Origin of the sequence: Bradyrhizobium sp. 26S5 (assembly GCF_036923295.1) — a bacterium.
GTDB classification, from domain to species: domain Bacteria; phylum Pseudomonadota; class Alphaproteobacteria; order Rhizobiales; family Xanthobacteraceae; genus Bradyrhizobium; species Bradyrhizobium septentrionale.
In genome coordinates this window covers 2,018,479-2,040,131 of sequence record NZ_CP145948.1, presented here as the reverse complement: position 1 = coordinate 2,040,131, position 21,653 = coordinate 2,018,479, and the positions used below count along the sequence as shown (strand labels likewise).

Here is a 21,653-nt window from a genome sequence, read left to right as displayed (position 1 = left end):
TGGGAATGACGCCAATCTTTGAAATGAAATCGACCGCTGCATAGCAGCAAGATGTGGGCTGCCCCGGCGGCAACATCGCAACCAACGCCGGCGGCATTCGCGTATTGCGGTATGGGATGTTCCGGTCCCAACTGGCAGGCTTGGAAACGGTCCTGGCCGACGGCACGATACTTTCCTCGCTGCGCGGTCTGGACAAGGACAACACCGGTTACGACTTGAACCAGCCCTGTGCCAGAGTTCTGGATCAAGGCACTCGTCCCGCGAAATCGCTTGGACCGCCCGGCGGTCCGCAGCTTCGTTGATGCCCTGAGGGTACACTTCGCTCAATCACTGGGGAGACCGCACGACTGATCTGCCGCGGAGGCATCGAGTGCGACGAGCAGCGCTATGCGCGGTCTTGAAGTAGCAGCGAGGGAGCGCGCGTCGACCCGCCATGCAACTGCAATCCAGCGTCGGATTGCTCACGGCGGCGCTCCTCCCCCTGCGGCACGTCAATTCGGCGCTAGATACGCGCTGTGAAGAATATCCGGATTCTGCCGTAGCTCTTCGGGTTCACCAGAGAATCGAATATGTCCCCGCTCCATGACGTGGACGCGATCAGAAATTCGCAACGCGATATTCGTAAACTGTTCGATCAACAACACGCCGACGCCATCTGCGGCGAGCTGAATGATCACCGGAACCAGCCTTGCGACGATCACGGGAGCAAGGCCGAACGACAATTCATCCGCAAGGATATAGCGCGGGCGATCGACGATGGCTTGGGCAAGCACGACCATTTGCTGCTGACCGCCGGAGAGCGACCCCGCTCGTGCTTCGAGTTTTTGGCGGAGCTCGGGAAACGTATCGAGCGCCGCCTCGATGCCATGCTCTCGTTTGCGGCCCGGCAGATGATGACCGGCGACCCGGAGATTATCGAGGACCGATAGTTCGCTGAGCACGTGGTGACCTTCGGGGACGGCCGCAATTCCGAGACGGCGAACCTGCTCGGGCCTGAGGCCTGCAATCGACTTGCCGTCGATAAGCACATCGCCGGAGGAAACCGGCAACGCACCAACCGCGGCGAGAACCAGCGAACTCTTGCCAGCCCCGTTGGCACCGAGCAGAGCCGTGACCTGCCCCGGCGGAATTTCGAGGTTCACGCCGTGCACGACCTGCTTGCCGCCGCGCGCAATCGCCAGACGCTCGATTCGGATGCAATCGGTCATGCCGTTTCTCCGAGATAGGCGGCGCGCACTTTCGGATCCTTCAGGGTCGAACCTACAGGGCCGTAGGCGATCATGGTGCCGAAATCGAGAACCAGCATCTTCGAGCAGGTCGACGAGATCAGGTCGACGTCGTGATCGACGAGCAGCACCTGGGCACCGCAGAACGCCGGAATGCCGATAATGGTCTTGCGCAGGAAATCCGATTCGGATTCGCTAAGGCCGGCTCCGGGCTCATCCATCATGATGACCTTCGGCGCGCCGACGATGCATCGCGCGATTTCGACCATCCGCCGGTCACTTGTCGCGAGGGCGCCCCCCATCAGATGGGCTCGATCCGAGAGACCGGTATAGCGCAGAGCCGCATTGATGACGTCATTGCGGCTGTTCGTCCCGTAGGGGACGTGATCGAGCATTCCCGCAATATTGTCCCGCACCGAGAGATTAAGCACCACCTGTTCTGTCTGGAAGGTTCGACGGATCCCGAATGCCGACCGCCGATGCGTCGCAAGACGACCGATGTCCTGCCCGTCGATCCTGACGGACCCAGCGGTTGGCGTGATGAAGCCGCTGAGCACGTTCAGCAACGTCGTCTTGCCCGCGCCATTTGGACCGACCAATCCCGTTACTGGCGCATCGAGCCATGCCGTCAGCGCGTTCAACGCTGTCACCCCGCCGAACCTGACCCCCAGGCCATCGATCTCGATCATACCGCCTTCTCCCGTTGCACCTGTCCGGCAAACAGCTTGATGCGCCCGACGGCATCAAGGATCTGGCCCGCAACGCCGCGTGGGGCTGTGATCAACGCATGCAACAGGCCTGCACCGAAGACGATCGTCGCGATATTGCCATCGATGTGCCAATCGTTGAGGAGTCCGGGAACGGCGCGCAGCAGCAGGCCCGCCAGAATCGGACCCAGCCAGCTATAGGCGCCGCCGATAAGGGTCACCGCGAAGAGCAATACAGATTCGCTCGCCGGAAACGAGGTCAGGTCGAGCGTGCCGATGAGCCCCGCGAGCAACCCGCCGCATAGGCCCGCAAGGAAGCCGGCGAGCGTGAAGGCCCATATCTTGTAGGCGACGATATTGACGCTCGCCGACAGGGCGCAAGCTTCGCTGCGACGTATCATCGCCCAGGCGCGCCCGGCTCGCGAGCGCTGATGCCAGAGGACGAAGAGATAGCCGATGACGAGCGCTCCCAGGCAGTAGCGAAAATAGGCGGCGTCCGTCGTTGCCAGCCCGGGGCGGTCCATATACTGGCGCGGCCCATTATAGATCTTGCCAATGAAGCCGGCTCCGCCGTCGGGGAAATCGATGGCGGTGATCACCACCTGGAAACCACCCGCGATCATCAAAGTGACCAGCGCGAGATACAAACCGCGCATACGCAGTGCCGGCAGCCCGAAGATCAGACCCAGCAGAGCTGCGCCGACGCCACCGCACAGCAACGACATTTCGAAGGGCCAATGGACCGCATGCCAGGAACGCAACGCAACCCAACCGCCGACGCCGACCAGGGCGAACTGGCACAAGGAAACCATGCCCAGTTGCGCGTAGATGATTGCGGTAGCAAGCGAGCCGAGCGCGAGGATAGCGGAGGCGGTCAGCACACGCAGCCAATATGAACTGAAGATCTCGGGCACCGCGAGCGCCACCACCAGCGCAGCGGCAACTCCGGCGGCGACTCCGACGAGCGCGCCATGGCGTTGCCCCCCCGCGGGTGCGCCCGAGCGCACATCGTCTGCTCCCAGTCCAGCCCCTCCGCTGATCAGCGGCTGCCCATGGCGCTGCAGGAAGACCAGCGCGACGATGGCAAAAACGAAGGGGGTCAATGTGCGATAGGGCGCGACGGACGGAAATGGCGTACCGATCGCCTCGATCACGCCGATCGCCAGGCCGCCCACAACCGCGATACCCAGCGATTGCACACGGCCGGCAATTGCGGCGGCGATCACCGGAATGACCATGAATGTCAGGAACAGTGGCTGCATCCGCGCAAGATTGGCGAGCAGGATGCCGCTGACGCCGGCAATCAGTCCCGACATCGCCCACGCCCAGGAATCGACCTTCAGGACGGGCACGCCGAGCAGCGCACTGATCTCCCGGCGGTTGGCAAGCGCGCGCATTGCCAGCCCCATACGCGTCCATCCCAGAAAGAAGATCGTGCCGACCGTGACAAGACCTGTGAGCCCTAGGTGGTGTGGACACTAGCGCATCCATAGAACGATGGCTGCGAGAGTGACGACGGCCCGGTAGTTCCGGGCCGTTTTTTCGAAGCGGGTTGCGACGCGGCGGAACTGCTTGAGCTTTGAGAAGCAGCATTCGACGAGATGACGCTGGGCATAGAAATGCTTGTCGAGTGGATATTTGAGCGCGCGTGACGGGTTGTTGGGGATCACGGCGAGCGCGCCTTTGGCGGCGATGGCTTGGCGCAAGTGATCGGCGTCATAGGCCGTATCGGCCATGACGACCTCGGCGGATAAGCCTTCGATCAATGCGGCGGCTTGCGGTGCATCGCCCTTCTGACCTGCGGTAAGCGTGAACCGCACCGGACATCCCAAGCCTCGAACGGCCATATGTATCTTGGTGCTCAGGCCGCCGCGCGAGCGGCCGATCGCTTGATCTTCCGCTTGATCTTCAGACCCCCCTTTTTGGCGCCGGCGGCGTGCTGATGCGCCCGAACAATGGTGGAATCGACGATCAGATATTCGAAGTCCGGATCATCGGACATCGCCTCGAAGATCCGCCACCAAACACCCTTGATGCTCCATCGACTGAAGCGCCGGAACACGCTGTTCCAGTCCCCAAACACCTCCGGAAGATCGCGCCAGGGAGACCCCGTACGCACGATCCACAGCACACCTTCCACGAACATCCGGTTGTCGCGCCCGGTGGAGCCCTTCTGATCGGGGCGCCCTATGATCAGCGGCGCTATCCGCTCCCACGCCGCGTCGCTCAATACCAAACGGTCCATCACACCCAAGGCGGCCTCCCCAAAAGCAGCCTTGAATCTGATTTGCTCCTAAAAGGGAATCCTTAGAGTCCACACCACCTAGCGCGATCAGGCGCGTGTAGGTCACGCGCACGTCCAGGATGCGCACCCCCAGACTGTCGGTCGGAAGACGTAGAACACGGCCGTATTCGCCCCAGACGAAATCCATGACCCCGAGCAGCACGAGCGCCAGGCCAAGCGTAGCCACCGCTCGAACCACTGGATCGCTATGAGCTACGCGCGGAGCAAGGAGCCGGCCATAGGCCAGTGAAACCGCCATCGCTGCGATCACGCCAGCGACCCACCCGATCCAGGGAGGGCCACCCGAGTTTCCGATCTGCCAGGCGATGATCGCCGAGAGCGCACCGATCGCGCCCTGCGCAAGATTGACGACACCGGAAGCCCGGAAAAGGATTACGATTGCGACTGCCGAGAGCGCATATACCGCGCCGGTGGCGAGCCCGGAAACGACGAAGGGACCAAGGTTTGGCACGATCATTCACTCGATTGATTGAGGCGCGGGCGCTCTGTGGATCGTCCGGTCGTGGACTGGCTTTGCCGCCGGTGACCAATGGCGTGAATTGTCGCCCTTGGTCCGTTGCCGACTAGGCCCACACCTGGTCACCTATTTGCGAATGCCCAACTCTTTCTCCGTCGCCAGGACGTCCGCCAGATCAGGATCTTCGACCTCGAAGCAGGACTGCTGGGTCACCCATTGCTCACCAGAGGTCACGGCCACCGATCCGGCGTGGTTGGGATTGTGCCGGTTGCCCGGCCCGAAATACCACGGGCCGCACGCGATGTCGGATTGAAGGCCCGACTTCATACCGCGGAGAGCGGCCGTAACCGACGCGCGATCGATCTTCGCCGGGTCCATTGTGAGCATGACCTCGACGATCCAACGCGCTGCCAAATAACCTGCCTGATTGAAAGTATCGCGCTGGACGTTCTTGGACGCATACTTGTCGAGCACGGCGTACCAGTTCAGCGTGTCTGGCGTTTTCTTGTCGAAAGGTTCAAGCTCAAGCTGTGCGTAGACCTTGTTGTCCCAATAGGGACCGATCGTTTTCGGAAACTCGAGATTGTAGACCGAGGTCGGCGCGGCAAACTTCACCTTGGAACCGAGGTCCTGGTCCTCGGCGGCCTTCAGCAAGGCAATCACGCCGTCACGCGGCAAGCTCGCCTCGATCAGGTCGGGCTTGAACGACATCGCCTGGAGGACGATGGAGGTCATGTCGATCGCCGCGGGATCGATCAGGATCACGTTGACCGCCACACCCTTGGAAGCACCCCACGCCTTGACGCCGTCGCAGGAGAAATCGCCGACGCCGGGAATGTTGGGCGCGACACAGACGACGCTCTTGATGCCGAACTTCCCATGCATGTACTGCACAGCGCCAAGGTTGCTCAACCGAGGACCTGCGTTCGTTGACGAATAGTTCCTCCCAAAGAAGCAATCCCGGGGAATGCCGACGCCGGCGACGACAAGCACGTCGTTCTTTTCGTAAGTCGCCTCGTTAGCGGCGCATTCGACGAAGCTGTTGCTGCCCACCAGGGCAACCACCTTCTTATCGGTCACCAGCTTGGCCGCAGCTTGCGCAGCCTGCTCGGGCTTCCAGGCGTCGTCCTCCAGCGTGTATTCGATCGGGCGGCCATTGATCCCGCCATTCTCGTTGACGCACTTGAAATACGCCGCGGCCGCATCGCCCGAAGAGCTGAAGTCCGCCGGGCCTGTCCGCCCAACGATACCGCCGATCGAAATGGGCGCACCGGTCGCCGGCTTGCCTGTATTCAATCCGCATTTCGGCGCTGAGGCAGCTTCTGCGGGATCATTGAACGCTAGCGCGGCAAGCGTGCATGCCACGGCCGCTACGGACACTTTTATAGATCGTCTCATCGAATTCCCCCTTGGTTACGTGATTAACGGCTGCGACCACCGCAAGTCTTCTTTGTGAAGCTCGCCGCCAGGACTCCACGCGATTCAAAGCCAATCTCACTTCTCGGAAACCTGATCCGCCGCTCCGGATGCCATGACATCCTCGATCGTGCGACCGACAACTTGCTCATCGAACTGCGCTCGAAGCCGGCGCAAGCAGCGTCTTCCCCGCGATGAGATCCGCGGCGCGCTCGGCAATCATGATTGTCGGTCCATTGGTGTTGCCTCCTGGCACGGTTGGCATGACCGAAGCGTCGACCACCCTGAGCCCTTGCAATCCACGTACGCGCAGTTGTGGATCAACCACTGCCGCAGGCCCCGTCCCCATCGCGCAGGTCCCGACGGGATGATGGCCGACCTCGGCCGTGCGCCGGACAAACGCGTCAATGTCGGCGTCGGAGACGACCTCTGCGCCAGGCGAAGTCTCGCGCTCGATCAGCACGCCGAGCGGCGGCGTATTGTAGATTCGCCGCACCAATCGAATGCATTCGCGCGCCGTCGCGCGATCGCCTTCGGTTCCAAGAAAATTGAGCCGGATACGCGGGGGATCACGTGGATCGGCCGAGCGCAGGCGCAATTCGCCGCGACTTTCGGGATAGTTGATCGACGGATATCCCTCCAGCATGTGCTGTTGTGGCGGCGTGATCCCTGGAAACCAGACCTTGGCGTCCATGCGCGTCGAGTTGAAGAAGAGCTGAATGTCCGGTCGCTCGACGTCGGGCCGGCTGCGCACGAAGGCGAGCGCGGTCAATGCCTGGGTCGCGAAATCGCCTTTGCGGAACAAGGCCCATTGCAACACCGAAAGCGCAACGCGATCGGCCCGCAAGCGGTTCAGAAAGGTGACCGGCTGCTTGATCGCGAACTGGATATGAAAGACCACGTGTTCGGATAGATTCTTGCCGACCGCGGGAAGCTCGTGCACCGGGGTTATGCCGTGTTCGGCAATTTCATCGGCCGGCCCGATACCCGACAGCAAGAGAAGCTGCGGTGAATTGTAGCTCCCACCACACAGGATCACCTCACGCCTCGCGCGAGCGGTAACGCGCTTGCCATTCACGACGTAGGTCACGCCCGTCGCGCGGCCCTTTTCGATCAGGATCCGCTCCGTCAAGGCGCCGATCTTCACGGTGAGATTGGCGCGCTTCAATGCCGGACGGAGGTAGACCGCCGATGCGCTGCTGCGTTCACCATTCTTGATCGTCAGGTCGACGATGCCAAAGCCCTCAGGCTGCGCTCCCGAGAAATCCTCGGTCATGGGAATCCCCGCGGCAATCGCCGTGTCGCGGATCAGGTCGAAATTCAGGTTGGACACGTCGGTTGGACTAACGCCGAGCGGTCCTGCGCCGCCGTGATAATCGCCTTCGCCTCGCCAGCTACCCTCGGCGCGCTTGAAATAGGGAAGAACGTCGGCATAGCTCCAGCCTTCGCACCCGGCCTGGCGCCACAAGTCATAATCGCGCGGGTTTCCGCGCACGTAGAGCATGCCGTTGATTGACGAAGAGCCGCCCAGGACTTTGCCGCGTGGAAGCGATAGGCGTCGCCGGTCGAGAAAGCGCTCCGGCTCCGTCGTATAATTCCAGTTGAACTTGGGGCCGCGCCAGATCTGGCGCCAAGCCAGCGGCATCTTCATGAATATGCTGTTGTCCTTGCCGCCGGCCTCGAGCACGAGGACGCTGGCTTTCGGATCCTCGCTCAAGCGGTTCGCCAATACGCAACCGGCCGAACCGGCGCCTACGATGACGTAATCATACTCGTCCACGCGCCCTCTCCCCGAAATCCGACTCAGATGAACATGTCGTTGTTGACGGGGATGCCGTTCGCCTCGCAGTAGCGCGTGTAGTGTTCGATGAACCAGAAGACATCAGCGGTGAAATCATGCTCGCCGTTGTCGTCGAAGAATTCGATGGCACCGCTCAACCAGAACAGGGCCTTCATTCCGTTAGGATCGTCGGAATAGAGCGTGTGCGCCGTTCCCGGGAGCTCGTAGATGAAGTCGCCGGGCCTGGCGATCCAGTCGTATTCGTAATAGCCCCAGGATCCCTCCAGTGTGATGGCCGACACGAAGCCGCGATGCTTGTGCGTACCGATCCGACCACCGCTCTTGACCCACAGAATGTTGGCAGCCGCGTTGTTGCGAACGTCGAAGCACAGATGCTTGATGGCGGCGACGTCGCCAAAAGGAATCCAGGGCGAGGATTTGTCATCGCCCGCGATATAGGCCCCTTCCTTCGCGTAGCGCCTGATCGCCTCAGCGTGTGGCTCAGCCGGCAGCTTCACGATTTTGCTCGCGTCACGCATTCCGTTTCCCCCCAAGAGCTCTTGGCCCTCTTTTGACTGAGGTAATCACCCCCGTCGGAAAGCGGTCAAAGAGGAAATCGCCGCTGCACCGCAACCGTTCGTTCGAACGTCCATCAAGCTATTGATAACGATAGACATGTTCCTTCGGATCACGATCGGCGAACGCAGCTTGGTGACGATCGGGACGGGAACGGATGGATCATTTCATAAATTTCGATTGATCAAATGATGCAAACTCGGCAACTCTGCAGCGAGAAGAAAAGTATGGTGGGTGGGAGTACGGCCGAATGATTTCCAAGATCGAAGAAAGCAGCCTGCTCGATCGCGGTGGACGTCCGACCTTGCGGGATATGCTCTCGCAGATCGTGTACGACCCGGCTCACGCGCATATCAGCCTGCGCAACGCGCGGCTTGTCCTCCATCGCGCCTCGATCGCCGTTCAGCTTCAGGAGGAGTTGGTCCGCCGCTTCGGGTCTCACGACGCGCGGGTTATTCTACTGCGGTTGGGATTTCAGGCGGGCACGCTGGATGCGGAGTTTATCCGCACCTCCTGGCCTGAACTCGATATAGGGGACGCGTTCACCGCGGGCACGCGGATGCACACCATGTCCGGCGTCGTGCGCGTGCAGACCGTCTACAACGACTTCAATTTCAAGCAGAACAAGTTTGCAGCGGAGTTTCTCTGGCATGGCGGCATGGAGGCGACCGAGTTTCTCAATCGCCAACGCAGCGCGTCCGAGCCCGTTTGCTGGATGCAGGTCGGCTACGCGTCGGGATATGCCAGCTTTTTCTTCGACAAGCTGATCGTCTACAAGGAAACGGAATGTGCCGCGATGGGGCACAAGCACTGCCGGGTGACCGGCAAGACGGCCGACGCCTGGGGTGCTGACGATCCCACGGTTCGCATGTTCCGCGACGAGGTCGTTCCGTCGCTTGCAGACCTTCCGCGCAGGACCGGCGGGGTCGAAACGGCAATTCATGCGCCGCCGAGAACAACCTCCAAACACGGGGTTGCGAGCCTCGAAGACGTTGTGCTGGAGCCAGTACGCAGCCAACTGGATAGCGTAGCCGCAGGAGGGCTCCCTGCGCTCATCGTCGGTCCACATGGTTGCGGAAAACACCTCGCGGCGCGCTACCTGCACCAACAGCGCCATGGAACGGGCGGCCGATTGCGGCGTATCGTCTGCAGATCCCTCACCAGCGAGCAGATCGATATCTGGCTCAGGAAATTGAAGCAATCACGCGAGACGTGGCTGCTGGAGAATATCGAGACTCTGCCCGAGGAATGCCAACTCCTGTTGGCCGAAAGGGTCGAGAAACAGGACCTGCCGCCCGGGCTGCAATTGGCCGGCACATCCACTCATCGACTGAGCGAGCTGATTGCCGTGCCCACACTTCGGCGGGATTTTCTCTTCGCCCTTGCGATTCTGCCGATTGAGCTTCTCGGCCTTCAGCACAGGCGCAGCGACATTGCCGACATCGCTCGGGCCATGCTCGCAGCGATGAAGGACAACGAGTCCTCGCCGCAGCATCGTCTCTCCCGCGCAGCGCTGGACTCGCTCAGGGCCATGGCTCTTCCCGGAAATCTCCCGCAATTGCGCTCGGTTCTCCTGAACGCCTCGTTCAATGCCAAGCTCGACGGCGGCAACGAACTACTGGGGGAAATTCAGCCGAAGCACTTCGCGCGCGAGCTGATAGCGACGTCTCCCACCTCTGCGGACACCTATGTAAGTGGCATAGTGGATCAGATGGCCGCCAAATCGCTCACGATCAACGAACTAAGCCAACGAATCTACGCAGAGGCCTTACGGCGTTCAGGTGGGAGAGCTTCGACAGCGGCGCGGATGCTTGGCGTCACCAGGCCCCAGTTCGTTTATCGAGCGAGAGGAATTGAGCCCGAGAATTGAGGAACCGCATGATCGCGAGGAGGCTGCTGGCCGATGTGGACGCCGGCGCCCAAAACTTGCTGGCCGTGTCTCCATTGAGGCTACGGTGTTGGACATGGCTGGCGTTGGCTTTACCGGAACGAAAGCAATTGCATGGACCATCGCGTTGACCTTGACTACACGCACAGCCGCGCCATCGTTCGAGAGATCGGCGAGAGATTGGGCGAGTCGCTGAAGCCAGAGCCGGGACTACCAGAGGGACTTAGACAGCAAATCGACCGGCTCCGCGAATTGGATGAGCAATCACCATCGATCATTCCAGCGACTGAGCGCTGGGACAAGGTTCGCCGCTTCAGCCAACGACGGTTCGGCCGAATTGGATGAGCAATGCCATCGGTGAAGCACCGTGCGTCAAGAATCCTGAATGAGTACGGCGAGGCGCAAGCCGAATTGATCGGCAAAGGCGTCGTCCTTACCGATGGAAAAGCAGGCACGGTCGAGCACGTTTGGCTGGATGAATTGCACGGGCTTCGGATTTCGATCAAAGGCCATGACGGAAGATGGCCGGTCTCAACCATCAGGATGACGGAGAACTAGACCCTCGCAGTGGCTGCGCGCTGTACAGCACGGCGCGATCCTTTCAGATCAGTCCAATCAAGATGAAAAGAGCGATTTCGGCCAGGAAAGTGACGCTCATGATCGCGACCGTAAGGAATACGTCGCTCGCCGAGAAAGGGTTCATGAATGCCTCGCATCTTGCGAAGCCCCAAGAGTATCATTCAGGCCAGAAAATGTTTCGGTTCCCGCAGACGCGATGCGAGCGGCGCGGACATCCGAGGCGGCCTAAGGGCAACGCCAGCTTAGGGTCAGTCGCGTCGGTTTGACCGCTCGGCGATAGCTTCTGATTTACCCCCGGCATCGGAGATAATCGGCGTCCGGCGCTACTTCGCAAAAGTGCCAGGACCTGACGTCACGCAATCCTTTGTCGCCGGCTCATGGACCGCTCAATTGGTTGCCGGTACCGGTCACATTGGTCCGGTCGCGCAACGGTGCTTGCTGCCGAAATCAGGCGCGTACAGTTGTTCTCATCATGCCATGCGCTTCTTGGTAGCGAACATCCGTACTGACGCACCACCTTGGCAAATAATCGAAGGCCCACGAAGGCGAACTGCTGTAAACAAGACGTGCTATTCCGGAAACATCGGGATAACATTTCTTCGCTGTGGTCTAAAATTCGGCCGGCCGTCAACCAGATGTCGGTGAAGCCAATGCAGCAGATTGCGGAGTGGCTCGAGAAGCTTGGGCTTGGGCAGTACGCGCAGCGCTTTGCCGAGAACGACATTGATCCAAGCGTTCTGCGCGATCTGACCGACCATGACCTCGAAAAAATCGGTGTATCGCTCGGCCATCGCAGGAAGATATTGCGCGCGATTGCGGAATTCGATGAGGCCGGACCGAGACCCGCGCCAGCTCCTCGGACCGCGGCCGAGAGACGTCATCTCACGCTGATGTTCGCTGATCTTGTTGGTTCGACAGCGCTCTCGACAAGGCTCGACCCTGAGGACTTGCAGGAAATCATGGGCGCGTACCATCGCTGCTGCGCCGAGCAGATCGAGAAATTTGGCGGGTTCGTTGCCAGATACATGGGCGACGGCGTGCTCGCATATTTCGGCTATCCGCGGGCGGATGAGGACGATGCTGAGCGCGCGGTATGCGCCGGGCTGGCATTGGTCGCGGCCGTGGCAGGACTCGATGTCGGTCCGGGGGCAAGATTGCGAGTGCGAGTTGGCATTGCCACCGGGTTGGTGATCGTCGGCGATCTCATCGGGGATGGCGCGTCCCAGCAGCATGAGGTGGTCGGTGAGACCCCCAATCTGGCCTCGCGGCTTCAGGCGCTGGCCAAGCCGGACACGGTGGTCATCGACGGCAGCACCCGCCGCCTCGTCGGGGGACTCTTCGAGTATCTCGCTCTCGGGACCGTGTCCATCAGAGGATTCAGCGACCCGGTGCCGGTCTGGCGAGTCATGGGCGCGAGCGCGGTCGATAGCCGCTTCGAGGCCTTGCGCGTAGGCAGAACGCCACTGCTTGGCCGCGATGAGGAGATCGAGCTGCTGATGTGCCGCTGGCAGCAGATAAAACGCGGCGATGGCTCGGTCGTGTTGATATCGGGTGAGCCCGGCATCGGCAAATCGCGCCTCGCCGAGACCGCAGTGGAGCGGCTGAGCGATGATCCACACATCCGCTTGCGCCGTTTCTGCTCGCCGCACCATCAGAACAGCGCGCTTTTCCCGACCATCTCACAGCTCGAGCGGGCAGCGGGATTCCGGCGTGACGATACGGACCAGCAGCGGTTGGACAAGCTCGAGGCGTTGCTTGCGGAGGCAAACGTTGACCTCAGCGAGGCCGTCCCTCTGATCGCGGACCTGCTGTCCGTGCCGATCGGCAATCGCTATCCACCGCTCAGCCTCACACCACAGAAGCGCAAGGAGAATACGCTTCGGGCCCTCCTGGCCCAGCTCGAGGGACTGGCGGCGCGTCGGCCCGTACTGATGATGTTCGAGGATGTGCACTGGATCGACCCCACCTCGCTCGACCTGTTGGACCTCATCGTCGACCGGGTGGCCACGCTCCGGGCCTTGCTGGTCATCACCTTCCGGCCAGAGTTCGCGCCGGTCTGGATGGGGCGCTCGCACGTGACACAGATCAACCTCGGTCGTCTGCCGCGTCGACAGCGCGCCGAGATGGTCATGCGGGTGACCGGCGGCAAAGCGTTGCCCCAGGAGATCGCCGAACACATCATCGATCGGACCGATGGCGTACCGCTGTTCATCGAGGAATTGACCAAGGCCGTGATCGAGAGCGGCATGCTGACCGACGCCGGCGACCGCTTTGATGCGAGGGGGCCTGTGCTTCGGCTTGCCATCCCTACCTCGCTCCAAGCCTCGCTCCTGGCACGGCTCGATCGCTTGGCACCCGTGCGCGAGGTGGCGCAGATCGGTGCGGCCCTCGGGCGGTCGTTCTCGCATGAGCTGATCAGCGCCGTCGCGGCAGTGCCGCTGCACCACGTGGACGGGGCCCTGGCCCAGCTCGTAGGCGCCGAATTGGTCTTCCAGCGGGGCACCCCACCCGATGCAGAGTACACCTTCAAGCACGCGCTGGTGCAGGACGCAGTCTATAGCACCCTGTTGCGCGGTCGACGTCAGCAGATCCATGCCCGCATTTCAACGGTGATGGAGAGTCAGTTCCCTGAAATCGTGGCCGCTCAGCCGCAACTCATGGCCCATCATTGTGCCGAGGCCGGTTTCAACGAGAAGGCGGTAAGCTACCGGCTCAAGGCCGGCCAGCAAGCGGTCGCGCGGTCGGCGATGACGGAAGCGGTGGCGCAGTTACAGAAGGGCCTGGAATTGCTGGCGAACATGCCTGAGAACTGCCGGCCCGTGCAGCACGAACTCGACCTGCAAATTGCCCTGGGGCGGGCGCTGATGGCAGCTCGAGGGTATTCGGCGCCGGTGGTAGGCGATACGCTTGTCAGGGCGCGAGCGCTCGCTGAGCGGTTCGATCGGCCGGATCGTCTCGTCCCGCTGCTCTATTCCCAATGGGGTTTCCATATGGTTCGGTCCGAGCACGAACTGGCGGTGTCCCTTGCCGAGCAGATGGAGAAATTTGGCGAGACTAGAAAAGATCAGGTCGCTCTGCTGCTGGGTCACTATATTCACGGCGCCAGTTGCTACTTCCGCGGGGAGTTTGTGACAGCGCGCGCCCTTCTCGATCTGTGTGATGGCTTGAGAGATCCGGCCGCTCGCGCGATTTGCGCCGCCATAGCGGTGGCCGATCCGTACGCTGCGAGCCTGGGTCACTTGGCGTTGACATTGGCGCTTCTGGGCCACATCGATCAGGGACGCGCGCGCGTGGACGAGGCGTTGTCGGAAGCCCGCGGGCTCGACCATCCGTTTACGGTGGCCTTTGTGTTGAGCAAGGTGTGTGCGGTGGAGGCGGCCGCCGGCTTGCCGCATGACGCACGGCGGCACGCGGAAGAGCTGGTCGCCCTCTCGGACGAGCACGGTTTTCCGCTCTGGTTGGGCGTCGGACTTCTCCAGCATGGTCGCTCATTGACAGCACTTGGACTGGCGCAGGATGGCCTCGCGACGCTCGCGAGGGGGCTCTTGGTGCTTCGCGGCGCCGGAGCCGTCGTGCACACGCCGCGCGCTCTCTGCTTTCTCGCCGAGGCTCACGCCAAGGTCGGGGATCTGCAGGAGGGACAGAATTGCCTCGTCGAGGCTGCGCAGCTCATCGAGACGACCCACGAGCGGTCCGGTGAGGTCGAGCTGCATCGAATTCGAGGCGATATGATGAATGCGCGAGGCGACCAAGCCGCTGCGGAGCAGAATTATCATCGAGCGCTCGCTGTGGCGGAGCGCCAGAGCGCGAAGACGTTTGGGCTGCGCGCTGCGTCCAGCCTCGCCCGCCTGTGGCGGGATCAAGGCAAGTGCACGGAAGCTCACGACCTCCTCGCGCTGGTGTATGGCTGGTTCACCGAAGGCTTCGACACGCCAGTCCTGCGGGACGCTAAGGCGCTGCGCGACCGGCTGGCCTGATGCAGTTCACCTCTTGCGTGGCGGGATAGCTGCTGGTCGCCGCAGGCGCAGGTGGTTTAGAACCGCACGCTTTTTTTCAACGATCTCCGGTCAGGGTCAAAATCCGACTTCGGTTGCGGGCGCGTCGAAGTCTGCTTAGGGCCATAACCGGAAGCAGCCGGGTGCCCGGCGTTCATGGACGCGGATCAGCCAAGGTCGATACTGGAATCGCTCCTTTAATGCGCGAACTGGACCGAAGCGCCGATGCAGTGCGCGTCGGTCAGCGGTGTACTGCGCTCGATCCGGCGACCTGACGGCTGTCGTTGCGCAGCCTGCCGGCGAGCTCTGTAAGTGAGCTTTCCGCTGGTTGCGCGTGGGGTGCCGGGTCGAGATTATCAATGCCGGTCGCCACTACCGAGACGCGGACGATGCCCTCCAGGCTTTCATCAAACGATGCGCCAATGATGATGTTGGCGTCCTGGTCGGCCTCGTCGCGAATGCGGGTAGCAGCTTCGTCAACCTCGAATAACATCAGGTCCTTGCCGCCAGTGATGGAGATTATGAGGCCGCTGGCACGCTTGATCGAGGGGTCCTCGATCAATGGATTTGAAATCGCGGCCACGGCGGCGGTGAGCACGCGGTTTGCGCCAGAAGCCTCGCCCCTGCCCATCATGGCCTTGCCCTTCTCCCGCATTACGGCGAGAACGTCGGCGAAATCGAGGTTGATCAGACCTTCCTTGACTATGAGGTCGCTGATGCAGGCCACACCCGAATAAAGCACCTGATCGGCCAACACGAAAGCATTGGAGAACGTGGTCTTCTCGTTGGCCACCCGGAATAGGTTCTGGTTTGGGATGATCAGCAGAGTATCTACCACCTTCAGCAGTTCCGCGATGCCGGCCTCGGCAAGGCGCATGCGGCGCTGGCCCTCGAAGTGGAATGGCTTAGTGACTACGCCGATGGTGAGAATGCCAAGCTCGCGCGCGGTCTTGGCGATAATGGGCGCTGCGCCGGTGCCGGTACCGCCGCCCATGCCGGCAGTAACGAACACCATGTGTGCGCCGGTCAAAGAATCGCGGATCGCGTCGATCGTCTCTTCGGCTGCCGCGCGCCCCACTTCAGGATGCGAGCCAGCGCCGAGACCTTCCGTCACCTGCGTGCCCATCTGGATGAGACGCTCGGCCTTCGACATGGTAAGCGCCTGTGCATCGGTATTGGCGACGATGAAGTCGACGCCTTGCAGCCCGGCCGCGATCATGTTGTTGACTGCATTGCCACCGGCACCGCCGACCCCAAACACGGTAATGCGCGCCTTCATCTCGCAAATATCGGTCATTTTTGCCTCACAATTGCTCCACCGAGCTGGGGAATGAGAGGACACGGATTGCTATACACCAGGATTTTGCTCCGAAAGTGAGCGCGGCAAGCGCAGTCGCTTAGCAAGCGACGAGCGGCCACTGGCGAGATTTTCAGGCCCGCTCCTTGCGCGGCATATGTCAGCGTCTTGGCGGACACCGGCTGTTCTCCTAGAACGAACCGAGCGGCAATCGGCTGATGATGACCAGGCTATGAAGTTAGGCTAGGCCGCGATGGTTAACGAATTCCTAAACGGGCGCGGAGCATCTGCCACTTGAGCGTGACCGGCGGGGATTGCATCCCTCCATCTGACCTCATCTCGAAAGTGCGCGGCCTCGCGGGCTTGCCGAGCCAATCTGTGTAGTCAACTCTGCGCCCATCGATTGGCAAAGGAAGTCCGGTCTGGGTCAATCACGTCGGCTCGACGATGTCCGAGCCACTTCCGCTTGTCCTCATAATGGCTGTATAGCGGGACATTGTGACCGCCAAGCCTCTTTCGACTCGGTCCGGCTGACGAATTGGGCCAGATTGGTGTCGGTAACGGCGTCAAGCCCGCCGGCGCCATCAGCCCGCTTGCCCGCTTTCTAGCCGGCGCCGGTAACGATAAGCGCGGGCTGGTTCTGTCTCAATTCCGCAACAAACGAGGAGGTTCGTCCGTCAAAATGCAGTTACGACTCGTCACGTTACGCAAATCCGGCTCAAGTCCGTGGCCAGAATAATTTCGAGGGGGGCAATTAATGAGCGAAACAAACGAGCGACCACAGGCGCTAAAGTCGAAAAAGCAAACCGCGACCATGAAGCGGAGAGCCCTGAAACCAAAATCCATCAAAGCCGCTGCTATACCGATGAAAGCGCGGAGCCCGGAGGTTCCGCACCCTTGAGTACACGTCCGGCTTGTGAAGCCAGCCGCAGCCGGTAAGCGCATGAGCAACAAGCCCGATCAGGCGCAGTCGTTGCCCCGATCAGAGTGACAACAGGAGCCGACTTTTTCACCGGCTCGTCGACGGCGAGGAAAGCGCGTCACCAGACTGACCCAAGCCTTGGCCGGGCAGTAGAGAAAGTGGCGCAGGTGCAGACTTCTTACCCTGACCACAGCCCGTTCGCCCCTTGAGAGGCGGAATCAGAGCCGACTGAGTCGCCGGCGCTTCGGTCGCGCTAATGAACTCTGCAAAACGAGCGTTCGATGACCATTCCACGTAGCGAACGAGCGCAAAACTCAACACGAGCATAATAAGGAGGGCAGCGACCACCGTGGCGCTTGTTCCATTCTGGCTGCTGAATAATAGCATCGCGATTCTCCCGATACTGGGTGGCGCTCGGTCGTTACATCAAATCGCGTTTTTCGAATGTGAACGGCCTTACACGTCACGCGCACTTGATCTTGGGACAAACCACAGTTGCTCAAAGTGCGCGAGGCGTGAACCGGCGGGCATCTCAGGATTACCGCCTCCTCGACGGCTTGCTTAACCGACAGCGCCCCCGGCGCAGGGAGCGCCAGGGTCGCCACTAAACTCCCGGTCGGGGCAACCAGATCGCGGGAGCCATATGCATGACTCCCAGCATTGCCACTTGTTCCCACCTCCCGCAAGGTAACGAGGCGTAACAACAAGTGCCCGTCCCGCTTTCAATCTAACGGCACGGCTCTGCAGTTAGTTTGATGCTGGGGATTTCAGCATCCCAGTTCAGGAAGAAAACGCCGCCGGGCGTGCATTTGGAGACCGGCGGCGTCTTTATTGGAATTAGCGCGACGTAAGCCCCCAGAAGGCAATGAGCAGCAAGGCGCAAGCGCCTAGTCCCATCAGCGGCACGAGGGCTTCCAGCATCATGGCCGAATCAACTCCGCCGCTAGCAAGCATGCGCGCGAGCGGAGTTTTTGTCGTCGTCAAAGGTGGCCCGCCAACCAATGAAAATGGTGCCGTTTGGGATCCTTTAGAGCGCCTTGCGCGTTGAGGCCCATCGAGGGGCTGAACCCGGAGGTGGGTGATGTGCGACGTTCCTCGGGATATTCAAAGAAAGTTCGAACGGCGGTGGGCCGCCAGATTTGCGCGACCAGTAGAAGCGCGCCAGCCCGAAAAACATCAATCTGAAAAGCCGGATCAACCCCTCGCCGCTACTCTCAAAGCCCAGAGAAAAACAAGCCGAATTGAACCAGCGGGCTTGAGGCGTGCGAGCGGGGGACCGTAGCTCGCGCTGCTCATGAATTCTGCAAAACGAGCGTTCGACGACCATTCCAGGTAGCGCTAAAGCCAACGACCCCGCCTAACGTCGTCGCTCATCCCTCGTTCACATTGAGCTTCCTACTGTGCGCAACGTTCCAGAGTGCCACAGGAGGAAACCATGAGGCTCAAATTTGCACTTGTTGGACTTGCTGCCCTCGGTAGCCTTGCTACCGGAGGAACAGCGTCCGCACTGCCTGCCGCAATGCCGAATGCTCTCGGCGGCGACAATGCTATCATCCATGTCAGGGGCGGTCATGGCCACGGCCATGGGTGGGGCCATCGCGGCGGTCGTGGGTATTACTACGGCTGGGGCCGCGGCCACCATTATGGTTGGCGGCACCATCGCCACTGAGCGGCCACCTTGCGCTCGCTCAAAAATAGAAAGCCCGCCGGGCGTGAACCGGCGAGTTGGGCTGTGCGACTGACGGCAGTTTCTGATCTAGGCGACCATGCTGCCCAGCGCCGTCGTGGACTGCTCGCGCAGCTGCTCACTCGGCTCGCCCCTGACGAGTTCGAATAAAAGCTCACAGGTCTCTTTGATCTCCCATTCGGCCTAGCCGTCCGCCTTGAGCCATTCGCGTGGCATTACGCAATTCAATAGAACCAAAACCTTCGCGCGCCGGCCATCAGCCGTGTCGGCCTTGATCGATCTCATCTCGTTGCCGGCTGGCACGCGCCGGCCGGTCTGGTCGGAATCAGAGACCTCGAGTTGCCCGCTAGCCGACAGGATCGAAAGCCATATCTATGCGTTAAGTCATCGAGCCCAAATGGGAGGTCAACCAATGATTAACGACCGAAGCCGCCGGGCGCCGACAGCTGCAGTACGCGAAGCCCATAAGATATTTAAAGCGGTCAGGACGAAGGAAACCATGACCGAATACGCGAAAGCGCAAAAGGCACTCCACGACAATCGAGAGCGCCTAAAGGCGGAACGGCTGGCGCGGGAGGCTGAAGCCGCCAATCGTACAAAAGCAGGTTGAGGCGTCCATCTGGATGACCGCGGAGGACCAAGCTTGGACCTCTGCCTGGTGGAGGGTGAAATGGCTCTGCACTTTCGCCGCGTGGATACTGCTGAGGATCTGGAAATTTGGATCGCAAGCAGCGACGACTATTCATTCGTTATCAGCAGCGAGAGCCGAAGTGGACCTGGCTTACATGGAGAGCCCGGTTTTGTTGCGTCATATCGCCCAGACTTTCTGAATATGCCCGCGGCTCAAGTGTCCGGATCGCCCTTCAGCACGTTCGCTGAAGCCGAGCAGGCCTGCAATGCGTTCCTGGGTCGCCTCATTATCGAGGGATGACTACCAGAGCCTCCCGATCACGGAAAGGATCGGCGTTGATCGGGATTTCAGCGCCAATAGGATTGCGGGGCCAGAAACCGAAGTGTGGCAGGATCACTGGCTTGTAGCCGGCCACCGTCGGCGCATAGTCTACCGATGATCGAGCAGCGACCAGCTTTCATGGCCTGCAAGAATCCCGGCACCGGCTGGAGGATCGATATTCTATGGCCCGATGGCGAAACGGAAGTTATCAAGGGTTTTGTTACGGAGCACGACGCGACCAAGTGGATTTCTGAGCACTCGACGACGTGGCAAGAAAGTCCGGACCAATCGCGCTAGACGATTGACCCACCATTGGTGATTGCCATCCATAGACGACCGATTCCTGGCTACTTCTCTCCGCATGCGATCGGCGCCATCATCTGGCCATGCACTAGCGTCGATCCACGAAATGGTCCGGCCGCTACCCGCCGGGCAGTCCGGCTAATTGGCTCGCGGACGGCCACGTTACCTGCAATATATGCCACGGCGGTTGCGATCGGTTGGTCGATTTCAGGCTGGACGCCCTACCCCGAGGTCAACGATGGTCGCGCATCGGCTGACGCTTGGTGTGCACGGGTATGCCGAGGGCCTCGAGCAACTTAAGCATCCGAAGACACTAGCTTCGTGGTCGCGGAAGGCACCAGCGGATACGTGGGCCTGTTCATCCCCGGCGGTCACGCGCCGATGGTCGACCTGTTCAAGGACAAGAACCTCGGCAAGATCCTGACCAGCTTTCATGAGTCCGGCCGTCCGACCGGCATCATCTGCCATGGCCCGATCGTGCTCCTGTCGGCGCTTCCCGATCCGGACGCGTTCATCGCCTCGATGATCGCGGGCGACGGCAAGGCAAGCAGCATGACGAAGGGCTGGCCCTACGCCGGCTACCGCGTGACCATCTTCTCGACCGGTGAAGAGCAAGCGCTGGAAGGCCCGAACGGTCTGGTCGGAAACGTCCAGTTCTACCCGGTCAACGCACTCGCCGAGGCCGGTGCGCGCGTCGAGAGCATCGCCAACTGGCACAGCAACGTGGTGGTCGACCGCGAGCTGATCACGGGGCAGCAGTCGATGTCGGCGCCCGAGTTCGGCCTCGGCATCCAACCTCCAAGGGATGCTGGGGCCGTTTCTTTTAGAAACAAGAGCGAGGGGCCGCCAACTGAGGCGGCCTTTTGCTATCCAAAAATGATGAAGTAGGCGACGCACCCGATGAGGACTGCCAGCCATACCAGTAACAGGGTGAGGTACACGGTTTTAGGCCGCATCCTGTAAGGTTCTCCGGCCCCTCAAATAAACCTATAACGCCCGCAAACAGACAACCGACTGAGGCGGACTTACGGCGCGACATGCGTCACTAACATCGCAAGCAGATCCAAATGAACGAGGACGCCAACTGAGGCGACCTTGATTCAAAATGAATGCCTCATTTGAGCCGCCATGCGCTGGACGGCATCAGTGTATCGACCGTGGGCGAATTGCTGGTCGGCTACATAGAGAGCCACAATAACGCCCACGGCTATCAGCAGTCCTTTCACCGAAGGCCCATCCGCTCTACGGCGATTTTCGCGATCTTGCGCGGATCGTTGGTGTCGGCTGCGCAGATGTCGATAACGTCGCGAGCCACCATCCTGCAAAGTGGGTCGTCACGGTCAAGCACGCCTAACAAGTGTAGGGCGCGGTCAAAAGCCTTGTTCAGAAGTTCAATTTCCTCGGGCGTGCGTTCGCAGCCTTTCAGCAACTGATTGATTGGCATGGCTCCTGCCCTCAGCAGCTCACTGGCGCAACTAAACCAAGTTCCACTTATAGCACGGGGAACTCCGCTCACGTCCGGAGAACTACGAGGCTAGGTTCGCCGTTCGTTCTACGGGATAA

General features: G+C 60.9%; 15 protein-coding genes and 3 pseudogenes. 8 read left to right on the top strand and 10 right to left on the bottom strand.

The window, feature by feature from the left end; all coding sequences use genetic code 11:
• Positions 1-65: 65 nt before the first annotated feature.
• A pseudogene (locus V5279_RS09625) lies at positions 66-224 on the top strand (FAD-binding oxidoreductase); the annotation flags it as partial.
• A gap of 267 nt (positions 225-491) precedes the next feature.
• On the opposite strand, the gene V5279_RS09620 reads toward V5279_RS09625, so the two are convergent.
• The 8 genes and pseudogenes from V5279_RS09620 to V5279_RS09585 form a co-directional block, all read right to left on the bottom strand.
• A complete protein-coding gene (locus V5279_RS09620; protein WP_338696754.1) occupies positions 492-1,208 on the bottom strand; it encodes an ABC transporter ATP-binding protein in 717 nt (238 codons plus the stop codon).
• Positions 1,205-1,915, bottom strand: a complete 711-nt coding sequence (locus V5279_RS09615) for an ABC transporter ATP-binding protein (RefSeq protein WP_338696752.1) — start codon at positions 1,913-1,915, stop codon at positions 1,205-1,207. Before V5279_RS09615 ends, V5279_RS09620 begins: the two co-directional genes overlap by 4 nt.
• The gene (locus V5279_RS09610; RefSeq protein ID WP_338696750.1) at positions 1,912-3,330 is read right to left on the bottom strand and encodes an ABC transporter permease subunit; all 1,419 of its coding nucleotides are present in this window, start codon (positions 3,328-3,330) and stop codon (positions 1,912-1,914) included. Before V5279_RS09610 ends, V5279_RS09615 begins: the two co-directional genes overlap by 4 nt.
• Positions 3,331-3,411: 81 nt before the next feature.
• A pseudogene (locus V5279_RS09605) lies at positions 3,412-4,187 on the bottom strand (IS5 family transposase).
• Positions 4,188-4,395: 208 nt separating this feature from the next.
• Positions 4,396-4,695 (bottom strand): annotated as a pseudogene (locus V5279_RS09600) (ABC transporter permease subunit); the annotation flags it as partial.
• Between the two features lie 126 nt (positions 4,696-4,821).
• Complete coding sequence (locus tag V5279_RS09595) at positions 4,822-5,991, bottom strand: ABC transporter substrate-binding protein (protein ID WP_338696748.1); 1,170 nt, start codon at positions 5,989-5,991, stop codon at positions 4,822-4,824.
• A 268-nt stretch (positions 5,992-6,259) separates the two neighbouring features.
• Complete coding sequence (locus V5279_RS09590; RefSeq protein WP_338696746.1) at positions 6,260-7,891, bottom strand: choline dehydrogenase; 1,632 nt, start codon at positions 7,889-7,891, stop codon at positions 6,260-6,262.
• Positions 7,892-7,914: 23 nt separating this feature from the next.
• Positions 7,915-8,430, bottom strand: coding sequence for a 2,4'-dihydroxyacetophenone dioxygenase family protein (locus V5279_RS09585; protein ID WP_338696744.1), 516 nt, complete (start codon positions 8,428-8,430; stop codon positions 7,915-7,917).
• Between the two features lie 287 nt (positions 8,431-8,717).
• On the opposite strand from V5279_RS09585, the gene V5279_RS09580 reads away from it, so the two are divergent.
• The 4 genes from V5279_RS09580 (at position 8,718) to V5279_RS09565 (ending at position 14,911) form a co-directional block, all read left to right on the top strand.
• The gene (locus V5279_RS09580) at positions 8,718-10,337 is read left to right on the top strand and encodes a XylR N-terminal domain-containing protein (protein ID WP_338696742.1); all 1,620 of its coding nucleotides are present in this window, start codon (positions 8,718-8,720) and stop codon (positions 10,335-10,337) included.
• A 132-nt stretch (positions 10,338-10,469) separates the two neighbouring features.
• The gene (locus V5279_RS09575) at positions 10,470-10,700 is read left to right on the top strand and encodes a hypothetical protein (RefSeq protein ID WP_338696740.1); all 231 of its coding nucleotides are present in this window, start codon (positions 10,470-10,472) and stop codon (positions 10,698-10,700) included.
• Positions 10,701-10,703: 3 nt separating this feature from the next.
• Positions 10,704-10,913 (top strand): PRC-barrel domain-containing protein, encoded by a 210-nt coding sequence (locus V5279_RS09570; RefSeq protein WP_338696738.1) that lies wholly within the window; start codon positions 10,704-10,706, stop codon positions 10,911-10,913.
• Positions 10,914-11,584: 671 nt separating this feature from the next.
• Positions 11,585-14,911: an adenylate/guanylate cyclase domain-containing protein gene (locus V5279_RS09565; protein ID WP_338696736.1), complete on the top strand. Its 3,327-nt coding sequence runs from the start codon at positions 11,585-11,587 to the stop codon at positions 14,909-14,911.
• A 259-nt stretch (positions 14,912-15,170) separates the two neighbouring features.
• Here V5279_RS09565 and ftsZ read toward each other — a convergent pair whose 3' ends face one another.
• A complete protein-coding gene (gene ftsZ, locus V5279_RS09560; RefSeq protein WP_338696734.1) occupies positions 15,171-16,226 on the bottom strand; it encodes a cell division protein FtsZ in 1,056 nt (351 codons plus the stop codon).
• 3,021 nt (positions 16,227-19,247) lie between these two features.
• On the opposite strand from ftsZ, the gene V5279_RS09555 reads away from it, so the two are divergent.
• The 3 genes from V5279_RS09555 (at position 19,248) to V5279_RS09545 (ending at position 20,978) form a co-directional block, all read left to right on the top strand.
• On the top strand, positions 19,248-19,445 hold the full coding sequence (locus V5279_RS09555; RefSeq protein ID WP_338696732.1) for a hypothetical protein: 198 nt from the start codon (positions 19,248-19,250) through the stop codon (positions 19,443-19,445).
• A 60-nt stretch (positions 19,446-19,505) separates the two neighbouring features.
• Positions 19,506-19,766 (top strand): hypothetical protein, encoded by a 261-nt coding sequence (locus V5279_RS09550; RefSeq protein WP_298362501.1) that lies wholly within the window; start codon positions 19,506-19,508, stop codon positions 19,764-19,766.
• A gap of 645 nt (positions 19,767-20,411) precedes the next feature.
• Positions 20,412-20,978 carry a DJ-1/PfpI family protein gene (locus tag V5279_RS09545; protein WP_338696722.1) on the top strand — a complete coding sequence of 189 codons (567 nt, stop codon included), beginning with the start codon at positions 20,412-20,414 and terminating at the stop codon, positions 20,976-20,978.
• A gap of 334 nt (positions 20,979-21,312) precedes the next feature.
• On the opposite strand, the gene V5279_RS09540 is transcribed toward V5279_RS09545, so the two are convergent.
• Positions 21,313-21,534: a hypothetical protein gene (locus V5279_RS09540; RefSeq protein ID WP_338696720.1), complete on the bottom strand. Its 222-nt coding sequence runs from the start codon at positions 21,532-21,534 to the stop codon at positions 21,313-21,315.
• Positions 21,535-21,653 lie beyond the last annotated feature (119 nt).